Consider the following 17,223-nt stretch of genomic DNA (forward strand, 5'->3'; position numbering starts at 1 on the left):
CTAGGCCGGCCGTTTGCGCTGCCCCTTCTGGGGTAGTTTAGCACATTGCGATAAGGTCTGCGCTGTTTCGGCCAGGCTATGAATAAAAATACCAGGCTCAGCCGCTGGGGTCGCTTTAGCCGATGCCAGCGGCTGATTGGTTTGGTCGAGGACCATATGCCAGCCGGGCTGGGTCGGGTCGGGAAAGTAGCGGAACACGTACTCCTGAATACGCCTGAACCACTTCAGACAGTCGGGCTGCCGGGTGTGGTAATAGCTTTTGATCAGGGCCGCGAGGGCTGTGGTATGAATCCAGGCCCATTTGTGTCGCAAATCGGGGAAAATGGTCGGCTGGTTTTTCAGATCGGTGAAGGCAGCCAGGCCACCCGCGGTTTCGTCCCAGGCCTGTTCGCAGACACGCAGCCCCCAGCTTACGACCTGACTCGCCAGTTTACGAGCCCCATTCCGATCCTGAATAGCTGCCATCAGATCCGGCTCGGCGCATAAACTCAGCTGGGCACTCACCACCCGGAAGGTCAAGCCAACGTGTTGCCGACGACCTTCGGGCGTGTTCAGAAAAGCACCCTCGGGCAGGATAAACTCGCGCAGGCTGTCAGAACGCCGGTCGAGAAATTCGGTCATCAGGTCGGCCTGTACCGTTTCTACCGCGTCTTTAACCCCTTCTTCGTCCAGCAACGGCCAGATAGCCAGCACCGCTTCCAGCAAGGCTGCTGGCTCGCTCAGGTGACGCACCGACCGAAAGCCGCCAACGGTACCGGCCTGTTCGGTACGGACCGAGAGTCGCCGGGCTAGCAGGTTGGCAAAGGTTTGTTTGGCCAGCATAGCCCATTCATCGCTGCCGGTGGCCCGGTATAGCTGAACGTAGGCCATTACCGCCGAGCAGTCCGGTACCAAATCAGTCGCGGGGGCGATCGGTCGCCCCAGCCGATCCAGGATGCTGTAACAGTTGAGCGTCGGATCGTGGGCAAACTGGCTCAGAAAATCGCCCCCCCGTTGTGCATGCTGAAGATAAGCGGGCTGGGCGTCGAGCTGGTTATACAACCAGGCGAAAACCCAGGCTTGCCGGGCCTGCGCCGTAACGAACTTATCGCCTTCAATGACCTCACCCGTTGTCGATAGCAGGTCGAAGTAGCCTCCGTACTGGGGGTCAGGGGCGTTTTTAAGGTAAAAAGGAAGGATCTGCCGGGTCAGGGCCTGTACATAGTCGGCAGCGGATTTCTGGAAGTCAAGCACAAGGGTAAAGATAAGCGCCCGGCCAAACGAAGCAGGCGGGCTGGAACAGAATTTATCCGCTCCAGCCCGCCTGTTGTGTCTATGTTGCTGTTAGTAAGACCGCTCCAGCTCACGCTGTTCTTTGTCTTCGGGCAGAATAAACTTCATGGGTTTACCAACCTGACCGGGCAGCAGCGCAATGTCGAGTACCTGATCAACGGTATCGGCATAATGGAACGTCAGGTCTTTGATGTAAGCCAGATTGATCTCGTCGATGTCTTTCCGGTTCTTCGAACACAGGATGATCTCCTTGATGCCCGCCCGGTTAGCCGCCAGGATTTTCTCTTTGATACCGCCAACGGGCAGCACTTTGCCGCGCAGGGTTACCTCGCCGGTCATGGCCAGGTACGGCCGAACCTTACGCTGGGTATAGATCGACGCCATCGATGTCAGCATAGTGATACCAGCCGACGGGCCATCTTTAGGAACAGCCCCCGCCGGTATGTGCACGTGCAGATCATAATGGTTGAACGTGCGGTAGTCGATGCCCAGATCGTCGGCATGGGCCTTCAGGTACGACAGCGCCGTTATGGCCGACTCTTTCATCACATCGCCCAGCTGGCCCGATAGCGTCAGGGTTCCTTTGCCGCGACTCAGGCTGCTTTCGATCAGCAGAATTTCGCCACCTACCTGGGTCCAGGCCAGGCCGGTAACGATGCCCGCAATGTCGTCGTCGGCGTAGAGTTCTTTGTCGAAAATCTCGGCCCCGATCATTTTCGGGATGTCCGCTGCTTTCACGACATGGTTATATTCTTCTTCCATCGCGATCGACTTGGCCACTTTCCGGACCAGGGCGCCGATTTTCTGCTCCAGATTCCGGACGCCCGACTCGCGGGTGTAGCCTTCAATGATGCGCAGAATGGCTTTATCTTCGATGACCAGATCTTTGGGTTTCAGCCCGTGATCTTTGCGTTGTTTCGGAATCAGGTACTTCTTGGCGATCTGTACTTTTTCTTCGACCGTATAGCCCGCAATATCGATGATCTCCATCCGGTCGCGAAGGGCGGGGTGGATGGTATCGAGCGAGTTGGCCGTGGCAATGAACAGCACCCGCGACAGATCGAATTCTGTTTCGAGGTAGTTGTCCATAAACGTGCTGTTCTGCTCCGGGTCAAGTACTTCGAGCAGGGCCGACGACGGATCACCGCGGAAGTCGCTGCTGACCTTGTCGATCTCGTCCAGAATAAAAACCGGATTGGCCGTGGCGCACTTGCGGATGTTCTGGATAATCTTGCCCGGCATGGCACCGATGTATGTTTTGCGGTGGCCGCGGATTTCGGCTTCGTCGTGTACACCACCGAGTGCCATGCGGCTGTATTTACGCCCGAGTGCTTTGGCAACCGATTTGCCCAGGGAGGTTTTGCCGACGCCCGGCGGGCCATACAGACACAGGATCGGCGCCTTCATGTCGTTCTTCAGCTTCAGAACGGCCAGGTATTCGATAATCCGTTCCTTTACCTTCTCGAGCCCGAAATGGTCGGTATCCAGAATTTTCTGCGCCCGTTTCAGGTCAAAATTGTCTTTCGTATACTCATTCCAGGGCAGGTCGACCATTAGCTCCACGTAATTCATCGTGACCGGATATTCCGGAGCCATGGGATTGATGCGCTGTAGTTTGTTGAGTTCCTTATCGAAATGAGTCCGCACTTCGGTCGACCATTTTTTCCGATCGGCCCGCATCCGCAACTCGTCGATTTCCCGGTCGGGGTTATCGATGCCCAGCTCGTCCTGCAGTACTTTCATCTGCTGCCGCAGGTAGTAATCGCGCTGTTGCTGATCGAGGTCCGACGACGCTTTGGACTGAATTTCGCGCTTGAGTTCGAGCAGTTGCACCTCGCGCAGCATGTACTCGAGCAGGAGGTTTGCCTGCTGACCACCGTCCAGCGTTTCGAGCAGCCGCTGTTTGTCGGCTACCTCCGTATTAAGGTTCGATGAGAGGAAGTGAACCAGAAAGGTAGGGCTTTCAATATTGTCGAGAGCAATCCGGGCTTCCTGCGGAATTTCGGGATTGAGCCGGAGCATCTTGTAGGCCGCATCCTTCAGCGACTGCAGCAGTGCCTTGCCTTCTTTGCGGTGTACGTTCGGGAAATTATCGTCGACCTGACGGACCTGAGCCGTCAGGTACGGATCTTCCTGGGTAAACTGCTGAATTTCGAACCGCTTCTTGCCCTGAATAATAATCGTGATGTTGCCGTCGGGCAGCGTAATCATCTTGATAATGTACGCTACCGTACCGAGCCGGTAGAGGTCATCGGGGGTCGGTTCATCTTTCTGCTGGTTAAGCTGGGCCGTTACACCAATGATGCGATTACCCTTGTAGGCTTTCTTGACAAGACGAATTGACTTAGAGCGCCCAACCGTTACGGGAATAACCATGCCGGGAAACAGCACGGTATTACGTACGGGCAGAATGGGCAGATTATCGGGTATATCATACTCCTCATCCAGGCCTTCTGGGGGTCCGAACGGCACAATCTCCAAATTGTCCGAATCGAAATCGGCCAGCAACAAACGAGTAGCTAATTCTTTTTCTGAAATCATACGTACACTGCCAGTTTGGCAGCATTCAAACTAGTATTGGGTGTCTGTATCAATAAAAGGTAAGGAAACCTAATTGGGGCAAGAGGTGTGCCAATAATAACAGTAAGACGAATCGGCACGTGGGTTGTTACAGCCGCAAAATAAGTATCCAATCCCCGGCTTAGCTAACGGGCTTGAGCTATTGGATAGAAATCTCCTGAACGGACTGATTTTTACGAAAAACGAAGGTCTTTTTCTGCCCCTGGTACTGAACGTTAACCATATTGACCTGATCATCAAACAATTCCATAAAAACATTTTGCCTTAACAGCCCCCCTCTGAATGGCTCTGCATAGGGCATTTCCAGATACAGCCAGTGAGCATCGGCTTCGGTTTCGTAACCGATGTACTGAAACGGCTTCGGCTGCTTCTGGGAATTTACGTAGGCAAAGTGAGTACGGATGTATTTCTCGATCAGCGGGTCTGTCTTGGCTTTCGAGTCCAGATTGATTTTCTCGCTCGTCAGCGTACCCAGCGCCTTTTCCAGGTCGTCGGTGAAAACCCGGATACTGATCTCAAAAACCCGGTCTTTCGGGTTGTACTGCATTTGCGTCACGCTGGCATGGAAGTCGTGCGCCGGTCGACCAGCCGACAGTCCAATGATAAGAAAGCAGAGGCACGCCAATCTGAACACAGGCAACGGGTGATTGTACCAGCGCGACCTGACCGTTAGTCTGCACCTGGGTCAGGCCGCGCCGATGGGCTTAAAAAACAGCTTTGAATACGTCGTTAAAGATAGCAAAAGCCATCAGACCCAGGAGAATGACCATGCCTACGCGCTGGGCTCCTTCCAGGAAACGGTCAGAAGGCTTGCGGCCCGAGATGATTTCGTACCCCAGAATAGTAGCGTGGCCACCGTCGAGGGCCGGAATTGGCAGGGCATTCATGAACGCCAGCGCCATAGAAAGCAGACCCGTTACGGTCCAGAACCGATCCCATACCCAGATGCCGCCAAACAGATTCTGGGCAATACCGATCGGGCCGCTCAGCGCTTTCGACGCCGACACTTCGCCCCGGAAGATCTTGCCGAAGCCTTTGATGTTGTCATAGACCACGCCAAACGCTTTTTCGGTACCAACCCCCAGCGCCTGCCCGAACGTATACTCCTGGGTGGTCAGCTTGAGCAGCGACTTTTTATAAAAGCCAATAGTTCCGTCCGGATTGGTGGTCATCCTGATGGTCAGGGGTTGTCCGTTCCGGCTGATACCGAGGGCGAGCGCTTTGCCTTTAAGGGGCTTAACCTGATCGATAAATTCGTGATAGAACTGAATTGGGTTGCCGTTGATGCTGGTGATGAGGTCACCTTCGCGCAGGCCGGCTTTCTGGGCGGGCTGCCCCGGTACCACTTCGCCTACTTTAAACGGCTCGCGGGCTTCGAGAAACTGCCCCGATGCGTTTTTCTTGTCGGCCAGTTTGTCGATGAAGTTATTCGGAATATCGATGTCGATCAGCTGACCGTTGCGATCAACCGTGTAGGAGCTGTTGTTGCCCAGCAGCACTTCGGAGCTGCGCACGTCGCTGAAATCGGTGATGGGTTTGCCGTTGACCTTTACGATCTTGTCGCCGGTGCGAAGGCCGATCTGCTGAGCCAGGTCATAGGCTACGATGCCATATTTCGCATCCTGCACCGCCAGGTACGTATTTCCGTTTTTATAGGCCAGTACGACGAAGATCAGAATACCGACAATGACGTTTACAATAATACCGCCCAGCATAACGATCAGGCGCTGCCAGGCTGGTTTGGCGCGAAACTCATACGGCTGCGGTTCGGTATCGGTATGCTTGGTATCGAGCGACTCGTCAATCATCCCCGAAATCTTGACGAATCCGCCGAGCGGGATAGCGCCGACGCCATATTCTGTCTCGCCCCGCTTGATGCTCCAGATTTTGGGCGGAAAACCAATGAAATACTGTTCTACCCGCATGCCAAATGCTTTGGCCGCTACCAAATGCCCTAGTTCATGAAGGCCCACTAAGATGGACAAGCCCAGAATGAGCTGTCCGGCCATGATTAAAACTTCCATTCGTTACAAATTATGCTTTTTATACTACCGGCTGGCTGGTAAACGCTGTATGGAAAGGTGCTACAGTGAGCGGGAGTTGTACCGGAAAAGTCCCGTTTTTATACCTAATTATTTGGGTTGTTGTATCTGACCCGATTATCTGGCGAATATACCAACATAAAACGCTGCAATCCCGATATGAAGTACAGCATAGTAACGCTTAAACCAGGGTTTTGATTCGCTCGTCGGCAATCCGTCGTGTTTCTTTGTCTGTCGTTACGTAATCGTCGTAGGTTGGGTTCTGTACAAACGGTACCGTAGCCAGACAGGACTCGATGACGTCCGATATGTCGAGGAAACCGATGCGGTCGTGCAGAAACGCGTCGACGGCTACTTCGTTGGCCGCGTTGATGATGCAGGGGGCGTTGCCGGCCCGGTCCAGCGCATCGAAAGCGAGCTGAAGGTTGCGGAACGTTTCCAGGTCGGGCTGCTCGAACGTCAGCGCCGGGTAGTCCAGAAAGTTGAACCGTGGGAAGTCGGACCTGAGCCGGTTCGGATACCCCAGCGCAAACTGAATGGGTAGGCGCATATCGGGCAGGCCCATCTGCGCTTTCAGGCTCCCGTCTTCGAACTGTACCAGCGAGTGAATGATACTTTGCGGATGAACGATCACCTCGACCTGCTCGGGCGAGAGGCCAAACAGCCATTTCGCTTCAATAACCTCCAGGCCTTTGTTCATCAGCGTGGCCGAATCGATGGTGATTTTAGCACCCATCGTCCAGTTCGGATGCTTCAGCGCCTGCGCTTTGGTAACCCCTTCCAGAAAAGCCCGGTCTTTACCCCGGAACGGCCCACCCGACGCGGTCAGGATAATTTTTTCGATGGGGTTGTGAAACTCGCCCACCAGGCACTGAAAAATAGCCGAGTGTTCAGAATCGACGGGGTAGATGTTGACGCCCTTGCTGGCCGCCAGCTGGGTAATCAGTTCGCCCGCCACAACGAGGGTTTCCTTGTTGGCCAGCGCGATGGATTTGCCGGCTTCGATGGCTTTGATGGTTGGCAGCAGACCTGCGTAGCCAACCATAGCCGTCAGCACCATGTCGATGCTATCCATCTGCACCACCGACGCTATGGCGCTGGCACCGGCGTATACCTTGATGCCAAGCGGGTCGAGGGCCGAAAAAACCTGGTCGTACCGGTCTTCGTTGCAGATAACGACTACGTTCGGCTGCAGGTCGATAGCCTGTTGAATCAGGAGTTCAGCGTTGTTGTTGGTCGTCAGCACGTCAACCTGAAACTGGTCGGCATGCGCTTTAACGACGTCTACGGCCTGCGTACCGATTGAACCCGTTGAGCCAAGGATGGCAATATGCCGTTTGGGAGATTTAGTCATGTATGCTCTAATAAGTCAAAGTTAACTTTGACGTTCAGTTCTTCTTCGACGGCGCGGATGTAGTATATAGTGCTTTTATAGACAGGCGAAGCTAGCCGCCAGTCAATGAACTCTTGGCCGGTCAACCCAGACAAGGCAAGGTCATCTTTAAGCCGTTGAATGTAATAAATACGGGCTTTGTCTAGCTGTTCATCGTCCAGCTTCAAATAGCTTCTCAAATTTTTAGCTTCAATATCGTCCTCATTGCTTAAAATATACTGCCCGTTACTGTATACAATACGCTCCTGAAGATCCTCAGAGGTTGGATGTAAGATTGGCTGATATTTGAGCCAACGTGCTGTATGGCCTTTCTCTGTATTCCATTGTGCTTTCACAAGAAACCAATTTTGGTAACCATCCTGGTCAGTATTTTTGAGTGTTGGATTAAAATGCTCAACATCAGCTTTGTCAGCCCTCCCCAAATATTCTTCAGTATAAGCACAAATAGAATTTTGTTCAGCTCGTAATAACTTCGCTATTTGTTTTCCGTTTCCTTCCCGGTAAGACAAATTTTCCTGAACAATAAGCGAATCAGATTTTTTTTCAATTCTTCTCATCGAGAGTAGCTACAGGAAAATTATAATCGTTTCCAAGTTTTGCTCTTTCAGCAATCAGTTCCATTCTACGTTGAATATCCGGCTCATTCTTTATTCGAGAAGCCAGATCCAGATACTTTCGATAGGCATCTACACCTTCGTCTGGCACTAAGGGACTCATGCCAAAATCCTTTCTTAAAATATCGTTTGGGTCGTCACCAATTGGAGCCACACCGTTGCGACATTTCACCTCACCGTTCTCATCAAAATGTAAAATGAATCGTTCACATGGCTCAAACGCTGATGCGATAATAGGCGAATGAGTAGCAAAAAAGAACTGAGCTTCGGGAGCAAGAGAGGTATAATAATCGATTAGACCTCGCTGAATATCAGGAAATAACGAGCGTTCGGGTTCGTCAAAGAGAATTACACTATCCTTCGTGTTAAATTTATAAAGAGGAATAGCTGTAGACAAGAGTTGACGAGTGCCAGTACTGAGGTGTGAACTATTAATTTTAGTGCCCCGCTTAGTACGAAGAGCAATCGGGACATTTCCTCCATCAGTATCTACTTCAATAAAAAAATTTTCCAAAATTGGATTCAAACATTTCTCTGCCAATTCAATACGAGGGTTAGCCTCTATCCATTTTTGAAGCTGTTCAGATAATTGTTTTTTAGGTGTATTCTGCACAATTTTCGTAATTTCTTGTACTGTAACTTCGTCGTACTGACTAATGTCTTTCAATAAATATTGCCAAGTAGATAATGACTCCATGTCACCCAAAGAAACTGCTTTTTGGTAGCCTGCTTTTTGAATACGGTTTTCATAATCTGCTTTTTCTTTCTCAATTTGTGTATCAGTTTTCACGAAGTCTGAGAAGGAAAGAGGTTGCTCTTTCTGGTCGAAGAGAAAGGCATCTGCTTCACGTGCGATAGAGTCTTTGATGAATAAACAAAGTTTGTCAGTATCGAATAAATTATAAAAATCAGTTTTTGTGATTTCATTTTTTATGAAATGATCTATAAAATCTTTGTCAGTTTTTTCTATTTGACTATCTCTTTCGAAAACAATACTTGTTTTGCCAATATTTAAAAAGTATTTAATAGAAAAAAGAGAATCAGGTATAAAATTATCAGGGAGAGAATCTTGCTTGAGGGCCTTATATCCAGGGAGTTGAACCGCTTCATAAATAGTGTTTACCAGCTCCCAAATAATATTCAGCAACGTTGTTTTCCCCGTTCCACTTTGCCCAATGAAGCACACTTTCTCTAAGGGCTGCCCTTCTTTCGGGTGGCCTTCGGGATATGTAAAATCAAACTTTATATTTTTAAATTGGCGGTAGTCACCAATCTCGATGCCAGTTATCTTCATCTCTCCTCTTTTCTAACTGAGAATAAAACTATTATTTGAGAAATAGCCACTAAACATAGAGTACATCTTTGAGCATGGTATGTCGCGTAAAAGGATTCATAAACCGTTGATTAATCAAATCGGGTTTCCGACACATTTTTTTCTGCAGAACGCGTTGCAGACGATCCCGGTCGACTAACGATAAACGATGCCCTTCCGCCAAATCATAAACCAAATCGACATCGCTTTTTTCTGTCTGCTCATTTCGGGCAAAACTACCATAGAGCCCAATACGCTCAATACCAAACTCGACCCGCAGGCGGTCACGATTGGCTTTTAGGGTCTCCAGAATGAATTCGCGATCGATGCCGATTATGTTCATTGTACATTAGCCATTATACAGTACTCATTGTTCTCAGTAACCCGTCGGCAATAGTGCGGTCGTTGCTCAGGCGGGGTACTTTGTTCTGTCCGCCGAGTTTGCCCTGACTCTTCATATACCGCTGAAACGCCCCGCGCGGCAGATTCGTTAGCCGGAGTGGCTGCAGAATAGCCCCGGTAATGAGGTCGTCATAATAGACGTTGAGCTCGGTCAGGCGCGTATCGACGTCGCGGGCAAACGCGGCCGGGTCGTGGGGGGGCGTGGCAAACTCGATCAGCCATTCGTGGTACGGAAGCCCTTCTTTGGGGCTGACCATCGGCGCCACGGTAAACTCCACCACTTCGGTTTCGGGATGTTTGCTCATGGCATCTTTCAGCGCCCGTTCTACCTCCTCGCCGATAACATGCTCGCCAAACGCCGAGATAAAATGCTTGATCCGCCCCGTTACCAGCAATCGATACGGGTCGCGGCTAACGAATTTGACCGTGTCGCCGATGGAGTAGCCCCACAAACCCGCGTTGTTGTTGATCACGACGGCGTAGTTTTTACCCAGCTCTACCTCATCCAGCGTCAATCGGCGCGGGTTTTCGCTGAAATAATCGTCGGCGGCAATGAATTCGAAAAAGATACCGCTGTCGGCCAGCAGCAGCAGCCCTTCTTCGGTTTGCGTGTCCTGAAAGGCGATGAAGCCTTCTGACGCGGGGTAGGTCTCGATGCTGTCGACGCGTTTGCCGATGCTGTCGACCAGTTTGGCGCGGTACGGCTCGAAGTTGACCCCCCCGTACACAAACACTGAAAAGTCAGGAAAAACGTCTTTTATGGGTTTGCCGGTGCGCTCCTGAATCCGGTCGAAGTACATCTGCACCCAGGGCGGAATGCCCGAAATCAGCGACATCGGCTGGCTGATCGTTTCGTCGATGATGCGTTCGAGCTTGGTTTCCCAGTCGTCGATAATGTTGGTTTCGTAGCTGGGCAGCTGGTTGGTGCGCAGGTAGGCCGGCACGTGGTGATTGGCAATACCCGACAGTCTACCAATGTTGATGCCGGCTTTCTGATCCAGCTCCGGACTGCCCGACAGGAAAATCAGTTTCTTGTCGAGGAAGGCGCTGTTGCCCGTTTCGTTGATATAGTTGAGCAGGGCGTCGCGGGCCGAGTTGATGTGGTTGGGAATTGACTCGCGGGTGATCGGAATGTATTTCGTGCCTGAGGTCGTACCCGATGTTTTGGCGAAATAGAGCGGTTTTCCGGGCCAGAGAACATCGCTGCCGCCGTTTAGAATCTGCTCGACGTAGGGTTTCAGATCTTCGTAATCGCGTACGGGTACGGCCTGTCTGAATTCGGCTACGGTCTGCACCTCGGCCAGCCGGTGGTCCCGTCCGAACGCGGTAGAGCGCCCCCCTGTCAGGAGCCGCTGGAGCCAGCGTTGCTGCGCTTCGGCCGGCCGATACATCCAGTCGCGCTGCCGTTCTACAACCCACTTTGCCAAAGGCTTACTTAAAACCGAACGTATTCCCATAATAGCGCAAAAGTAAGGCGAAATTTAATGACCCTTGTCGGCGCCCGTCCGATATCGGGAAGATGGGGCCGTAAGGTCAACATCTATTATTCAGGATTTATATTTAATCAATCTCGAAAATTATCCATTAATTTTGCTCACCTTTCAAAAAACTGCATTCGTAACACGGCGCACGGCGTCAACCTGAAATGGGACTTTTCAACTTTTTAACCAGCGACATTGCAATCGACCTGGGCACGGCGAATACCTTGATTATTCACAAGGATAGGATTGTGGTGGATGAGCCTTCGATTATTGCAATGGACAAAGCCAGCGGCAAAGTGCTGGCTATTGGCCATAAGGCCATGCAGATGCATGAAAAGACCAACGAGAATATCAAGACGATTCGGCCGCTTAAAGACGGTGTTATTGCCGACTTTACAGCCGCCGAACTCATGATTCGGGGCATGATCAAGATGATCGACACGGGAAGCAAACTGTTTTCGCCTTCGCACCGGATGGTCATCTGTATCCCCTCGGGCATTACAGAAGTAGAAAAACGAGCGGTCAAAGACTCCGCCGAACACGCAGGTGCCAAAGAGGTATACATGGTCCACGAGCCGATTGCCGCTGCGATCGGTATCGGTATCGACATTACCCAGCCCAACGGGACCATGATCGTCGATATCGGCGGTGGAACTACCGAGATTGCCGTCATTGCGCTGTCGGGCATCGTCTGCGAACAGTCGATCCGTATTGCCGGCGACGTATTTACCCGCGATATCGTTGACTATATGCGCCGGGAACACAACCTGCTGATCGGGGAGCGTTCGGCCGAGCAGATCAAAATGGAAGTCGGATCGGCCCTGCCCGAACTCGACAACCCGCCGGCCGATTACGAAATCCGGGGTCGTGACCTGATGACGGGTATCCCGAAAGAAATCAAGGTGACTTACAGCGAGATTGCCTACGCCCTGGATAAGTCCATCTCGAAAATTGAAGAGGCTACCATGAAAGCCCTCGAAATTTCGCCCCCGGAGCTGTCTGCGGATATCTACACGAACGGTATTCACCTGACAGGGGGCGGAGCGTTGCTGCATGGCCTCGACAAACGCCTGGGTGCAAAAACCAAACTCCCGATTCACGTAGCCGACGATCCGCTCAAAGCGGTTGTGAAAGGTACAGGCGAGGTCATCAAGAATCTGGACATGTACAGATCCGTATTGATCAGTTAACACAAGGCCGGGCCGCACGGTAGTTGTACGCCGGTCTGGCTATGGAACATTAATTACACAGCCGGATCGGAGCGGGGTTCCCGTGCGATCCGGCTGTTCAGGTATGGGAGAGTTAGTCGATTTTTTCGTTCGGAGCCGAAACTTCATCCTGTTCGTGTTGCTCGAGGTGTTGTGTTTCTACTTCATCATCAACACGAGCAATTACTGGAGTGTGACCTATTTCAACACCTCGAACCGGTACGCGGCCGAGGTGCTGGCGTGGACAAATGCGGCTAACGAATACGCCAGCCTCCGCCAGGTAAATGCCGATCTGGCCCTGGAAAACCAGCGGCTCAATACCCAGCTGACCAAACTGCTCCAAAGTAAACCTCTGGCCCCGGCCGAATACCGGGCCGACTCGGCCTTTGCCGACCGGTTCAACTTCACCGTAGCCAAGGTGGTCAACAACACGACCCAGTTTGCCAACAACTACATCACGATCGACAAAGGCACCGAAGACGGGGTTATGCCGGGTATGGGCGTTATATCGCCGACGGGCGTAGTGGGCACGGTAAAGACCTGCAATCGCCACTTTTCGGTCATTACGTCTATTCTGCACTCAGAATTCATGGTGTCGTCGGAGCTGACCAAGGCCCAGGAGATTGGTTCTGCCAAGTGGGATGGTGTTGACCCGCACCTGATGAAGCTGGATGCCATCTCGCGTTACAAGCCTGTTGCCAAAGGCGATTCGGTGGTTACGTCGGAGTTCAACAAGAAGTTTCCGCCGGGTATTCTGGTGGGGCGGGTCAGAACGGTGGGGGTTCAGCCCAACATGACATTCCACGATATTACGCTTGAACTGGCTACCAACTTCAGCAACCTCTCTTTCGTTTACGTGGTCAGGAACCGGCTGGAGAGCGAGCAGGAGCAGCTGGAAAAACAGATCGAGACAGAAAAATAACCCTGTGGTACGCCGTTGTTGACGCTGGCCAGCGTAGCCTGAGCCGACCCCGGCATACCGCAACCAGAAAACCATCCTACTGTGACTTTTCGCGAAATCGTATCGGCCTCGCTGCTGTTTTTGCTTTATCTGACGCTGCAAATCCTGCTGGTGCGGAATCTGGTGCTGTTCGATTATGCGTTCTGTTTCATCTACATCGCCTGCGTACTGCTACTGCCCAACGAAACCAGCCTGACCTGGCTGTTGCTGATCGCCTTCGTGACGGGAATTATCGTCGATACGTTTTACAATACGCTCGGTATGCATGCCGCGGCTACGGTGCTGATGGCCTACTGCCGGCCGCTGGTCGTGCGGTCGCAGATCGATGTGCCGGGGCTGGAATCGCGTATCGAGTTTTCGCTGAAGGAACTGGGCGCAGGGGCTTTCTTCCGGTACGTATTGCTGCTGGCCCTGATTCATCATGCTGCGTTGTTTTTTATCGAAGCCAACAGCCTGGCCCTGCTGATTCCTACGCTGATCCGGGTAGGCGCCAGCACCCTCTTTACAACCGTCAGCATTGTGCTGATCCAATTCTTTACCCGTAACTGATATGGCTGAAACACTCATGCTGCCGGCAACCACAGACCGTCGGGCGCTCTACGAAAGCCTGCTGCCGCAGGTAGAAGCCCTGCTGGCCGGCGAGTCAGACCAGATTGCCAACCTGGCCAATATGGCGGCTGCTCTCAAAGAAGCGTTTGATTTTTTCTGGGTAGGCTTCTACCTCGTCAAAGACGGGCAACTGGTGCTGGGCCCGTTTCAGGGGCCGATTGCCTGTACTCGAATTGCGTTCAGTAAGGGCGTTTGCGGGGCGGCTTACTCGCGCCGTGAAACGATTGTGGTGCCGGATGTGGAGCAGTTTCCGGGGCATATAGCCTGTAGTTCGGCCTCTCGTTCCGAGATCGTTGTGCCCGTATTCGATCCGCAGGGTAACGTAACCATGGTTCTCGACGTAGACAGTGATCAGCTCGACGACTTCAGCGATGTAGACGCCGAATGGCTCGAGAGGCTGGTGACGCTCATTCGCTAACCAAAAGGTTATCTGATTGCAGTAAAGTTTACGGACAACGCTCTTTTTTCGTAAACTCAGCAATCTTATGCCGTATTCATTGTCTCGCCGGTCGTTTGTTCGGCAGGCTTCGCTGGCCACGGTGGCTGGAATGGCAAGCCCGTCCTTTTTGCCGGCAATGCCGCAGCCGGGCGATGCGGCTGTTCTCGGACACAATGGTTTCCGGTACCGGGTAGTGCCGGGATGGGGGATGCTCGACGCGGGCCGAAACCCCGTCAACGACTGCCACGAACTAGTGCAGGATGCGAAAGGCCGGATCATCCTGCTCACCAACGAGACCAAAAACAACATTCTCATTTACGACAAATCGGGTCGGCTACTCGACACCTGGGGACACGAATTTCCGGGCGGACACGGCCTGACGATTGGGGGCGAGGGCGCTGACCAGTACCTGCTCATCTGCGATACTGATCGGCATCAGGTTATAAAAACCGACCTGAAAGGCCGCGAGCTGATGAAACTCGACTACCCCCGCGAGACGGGCAAATATGCCTATCCATCCCAGTTCAAACCCACCGAAACGGCCATAAACCCCGCCAACGGCGATATCTACGTAGCCGATGGCTATGGGCTGAACTACATTACGCAGTACGACAAATCGGGTAAGATCATCCGCTCGTTCGGCGGCCGGGGCGAGGGCGACGCTACCTTCGACTGCTGCCATGGTATCGTAGTCGACCGGCGCAATGCCCAGAACCCCACACTGCTGATCACCGACCGTCGGCGTAATGCGCTGAAGCGTTTCTCGCTGGATGGCACGTACCTCTCTACTATTGCGCTGCCGGGATCGTACATCTGCCGACCCGTTATTCACGGCGATTATCTGTTCGGTGCTGTATTCCGAAGCACTTCCGATGCGTACCCCAATTCGGGCTATGTACAGATTCTTGACCGGAACGACAAAGTGGTGTCTACGCCCGGTGGTTCGGAGCCCGTTTATCAGAACGGCAAACTGACCGAGCAGCGCAAAGACCGCAGTCTGTCTATGTTCATGCATCCGCACGACGTGCTGGTCGATGAGGACGAGAGCCTGTACGTGGCGCAATGGAGTTCCCAAAAAACGTACCCCATCAAGCTGGAGCGGATCTAACTTACTCTACACGTTATTTTTTGCCGGTTTTCAGGCCGGAATGTCGTTTATGAACGCATTGATTTTAGTACAAGCTGTTGCGGCACAACCTTCTGACTGGGCCTTGTTTTTTGGCCGGTTTCATCCGCTTATTGTTCATCTGCCCATCGGGTTTCTGGTAGTAGCCGGTATTCTGGAAGCAGGCCGGCGCCTGGGCAAGATCGGTGTCGACGATTCAACGATTACGGCCGTGCTGTTCTGGTCGGCGGTTAGCGCTACGATGGCCTGCGTGTTTGGCTATCTGTTGTCGCTGGGCGGGGGCTATGACGAAGAAATCCTGGATGAGCACATGTGGCAGGGCATCGGCGTAGCTGGCTTCGCCTGGGTAGCCTGGGCCGTCAAGTCCGACTGGCTGGGCGACCGGATTCCGCTGGGATCGGTGTTGTACGTGCCGGCGCTGGTCGTTTCGCTGGTGCTGCTGGCCGTAGCCGGTCACCATGGTGGCTCACTGACGCACGGGTCCGACTACCTGACGCAGTACACGCCCGAACCGTTCCGGACCCTGGCCGGCCTGCCGCCCCGGGCTGAAGCCGTCGCCATGAAACCAATCACCGATGTGAACCAGGCGCTGGTGTACGAACAGATTGTCAACCCTATCCTGCAAAGCCGTTGTGTTCAGTGCCACAACGCCGAAAAGTCGAAAGGTGATCTGCGCTACGATAGCCCCGAGATGATTCGGAAAGGGGGCGAAAACGGGCCGGTGTTCGTGGCGGGTAAAGGCACCGACAGCGAGATGATCAAGCGGTGCTTACTGCCCGAAGAGGATGATCACCATATGCCCCCGAAAGGGAAAACTCAGTTAACCGAAGGGCAGGTAGCGCTGCTTACGTGGTGGATTGATCAGGGCGCGCCGTTCGACAAGAAAGTATCGGACCTGAAAGTCAACGATGCTATCCGGCCCGTGCTGGCTGCGCTGGGCGGTGGCGCTCCGGGGGGCGGTAGTACGGCGGTAGCTGCAGCCAGCGGCCCGGCTCCCGAATCGCCGGTGCTGACCATGAAGGTTCCCGCTGCGCAGCCCGGCGTGATCGATGAACTGAAAAAAGCCGGCCTGCTGGTTCTGCCGCTTTCGAAAGAACAGAATCAGTTAGAAGTGAGCGCCGTCAACGCCCGTTCCTTCAACGACACCCAGGCTGCGTTGCTGCCAAAAATCAGCGATCAGCTAGTCTGGCTCAAGCTGAGCGATACCGGTATCACCGATGCCGCGCTGGTACAGGTGGCTAAACTGAAGAACCTGCAAAAACTGCATCTGGCGCAGACGAAGGTAACCGATGCCGGACTGAAACAGCTCAAAGGGCTGGCCAACCTGGAATACCTCAATCTCTACGGAACGGGGATCACAGATATGGGGCTGGCCGAACTGGCTACTCTGAGCAAGCTACGAACAGTTTACATCTGGCAAACCAAAGTGACCGAAACCGGCCTGGCAACCCTTAAAAAGGCCCGCCCCGGGCTAGAAATCATTGGCGGTATCAACGAGCAGGCCGTTGCCGAGTTTGCCAAAGCGGGTCAGGCTGGTGATAAAGCCATCGAACCGGCAAAGAACTGAAAAACCGGGTGACAACCTGAAACCGGCTCCCCGCAACAGTCTGCTACGGATCGGTTACGCGTCTCCATGCACTTTTCCTGGCTGAAAAAAGTTATATTGCAACAAGCTTAAATCCTTTCGCATTGAAAGCCGCCGGCCGTTGATTCTGTTTGGCGGTTGTAAGCCTGACTGCGTAAGATTATAGCAGCCAGCTGGTTGTGGGGATGACGTAGGCAGG

General features: G+C 52.9%; 15 protein-coding genes. 6 read left to right on the top strand and 9 right to left on the bottom strand.

The features are described from left to right. The 9 genes from B1C80_RS23310 to B1C80_RS23350 form a co-directional block, all read right to left on the bottom strand. A complete protein-coding gene (locus B1C80_RS23310) occupies window positions 1-1,233 on the bottom strand; it encodes an AGE family epimerase/isomerase (protein WP_077923637.1) in 1,233 nt (410 codons plus the stop codon). A 90-nt stretch (window positions 1,234-1,323) separates the two neighbouring features. Then, window positions 1,324-3,813, bottom strand: a complete 2,490-nt coding sequence (gene lon, locus B1C80_RS23315) for an endopeptidase La (protein ID WP_077923638.1) — start codon at window positions 3,811-3,813, stop codon at window positions 1,324-1,326. Window positions 3,814-3,991: 178 nt separating this feature from the next. Further along, window positions 3,992-4,486 (bottom strand): DUF6702 family protein, encoded by a 495-nt coding sequence (locus B1C80_RS23320; RefSeq protein WP_236648903.1) that lies wholly within the window; start codon window positions 4,484-4,486, stop codon window positions 3,992-3,994. 70 nt (window positions 4,487-4,556) lie between these two features. Then, complete coding sequence (gene rseP / locus B1C80_RS23325) at window positions 4,557-5,876, bottom strand: RIP metalloprotease RseP (RefSeq protein ID WP_077923640.1); 1,320 nt, start codon at window positions 5,874-5,876, stop codon at window positions 4,557-4,559. Between the two features lie 199 nt (window positions 5,877-6,075). Then, window positions 6,076-7,248 carry a 1-deoxy-D-xylulose-5-phosphate reductoisomerase gene (locus tag B1C80_RS23330; RefSeq protein WP_077923641.1) on the bottom strand — a complete coding sequence of 391 codons (1,173 nt, stop codon included), beginning with the start codon at window positions 7,246-7,248 and terminating at the stop codon, window positions 6,076-6,078. Further along, window positions 7,245-7,844, bottom strand: coding sequence for a hypothetical protein (locus B1C80_RS23335; RefSeq protein WP_077923642.1), 600 nt, complete (start codon window positions 7,842-7,844; stop codon window positions 7,245-7,247). The genes B1C80_RS23330 and B1C80_RS23335 overlap by 4 nt, the downstream gene beginning before the upstream one ends. After that, window positions 7,831-9,195: an AAA family ATPase gene (locus tag B1C80_RS23340; RefSeq protein ID WP_077923643.1), complete on the bottom strand. Its 1,365-nt coding sequence runs from the start codon at window positions 9,193-9,195 to the stop codon at window positions 7,831-7,833. The genes B1C80_RS23335 and B1C80_RS23340 overlap by 14 nt, the downstream gene beginning before the upstream one ends. A 49-nt stretch (window positions 9,196-9,244) precedes the next feature. After that, the gene (locus tag B1C80_RS23345) at window positions 9,245-9,556 is read right to left on the bottom strand and encodes a nucleotidyltransferase family protein (protein WP_077923644.1); all 312 of its coding nucleotides are present in this window, start codon (window positions 9,554-9,556) and stop codon (window positions 9,245-9,247) included. 13 nt (window positions 9,557-9,569) lie between these two features. Next, window positions 9,570-11,072: a GH3 auxin-responsive promoter family protein gene (locus B1C80_RS23350; protein ID WP_077923645.1), complete on the bottom strand. Its 1,503-nt coding sequence runs from the start codon at window positions 11,070-11,072 to the stop codon at window positions 9,570-9,572. 188 nt (window positions 11,073-11,260) lie between these two features. Between B1C80_RS23350 and B1C80_RS23355 the strand changes: the two genes are divergently transcribed. From B1C80_RS23355 to B1C80_RS23380, 6 genes are all read left to right on the top strand, one after another. Next, window positions 11,261-12,286, top strand: coding sequence for a rod shape-determining protein (locus tag B1C80_RS23355; RefSeq protein ID WP_077923646.1), 1,026 nt, complete (start codon window positions 11,261-11,263; stop codon window positions 12,284-12,286). A 103-nt stretch (window positions 12,287-12,389) separates the two neighbouring features. Continuing rightward, window positions 12,390-13,226 carry a rod shape-determining protein MreC gene (gene mreC, locus B1C80_RS23360; RefSeq protein WP_077923647.1) on the top strand — a complete coding sequence of 279 codons (837 nt, stop codon included), beginning with the start codon at window positions 12,390-12,392 and terminating at the stop codon, window positions 13,224-13,226. A gap of 81 nt (window positions 13,227-13,307) precedes the next feature. Then, on the top strand, window positions 13,308-13,814 hold the full coding sequence (locus B1C80_RS23365) for a hypothetical protein (protein WP_077923648.1): 507 nt from the start codon (window positions 13,308-13,310) through the stop codon (window positions 13,812-13,814). A gap of 1 nt (window position 13,815) precedes the next feature. Further along, a complete protein-coding gene (locus B1C80_RS23370) occupies window positions 13,816-14,292 on the top strand; it encodes a GAF domain-containing protein (protein ID WP_077923649.1) in 477 nt (158 codons plus the stop codon). Window positions 14,293-14,359: 67 nt separating this feature from the next. Beyond that, window positions 14,360-15,421 carry a 6-bladed beta-propeller gene (locus B1C80_RS23375; RefSeq protein ID WP_077923650.1) on the top strand — a complete coding sequence of 354 codons (1,062 nt, stop codon included), beginning with the start codon at window positions 14,360-14,362 and terminating at the stop codon, window positions 15,419-15,421. 49 nt (window positions 15,422-15,470) lie between these two features. Beyond that, window positions 15,471-17,006, top strand: a complete 1,536-nt coding sequence (locus B1C80_RS23380; protein WP_077923758.1) for a c-type cytochrome domain-containing protein — start codon at window positions 15,471-15,473, stop codon at window positions 17,004-17,006. The last annotated feature ends 217 nt before the right edge of the window (window positions 17,007-17,223 follow it).

This window comes from Spirosoma sp. 209 (assembly GCF_002006735.1).
Lineage (GTDB): Bacteria > Bacteroidota > Bacteroidia > Cytophagales > Spirosomataceae > Spirosoma > Spirosoma sordidisoli.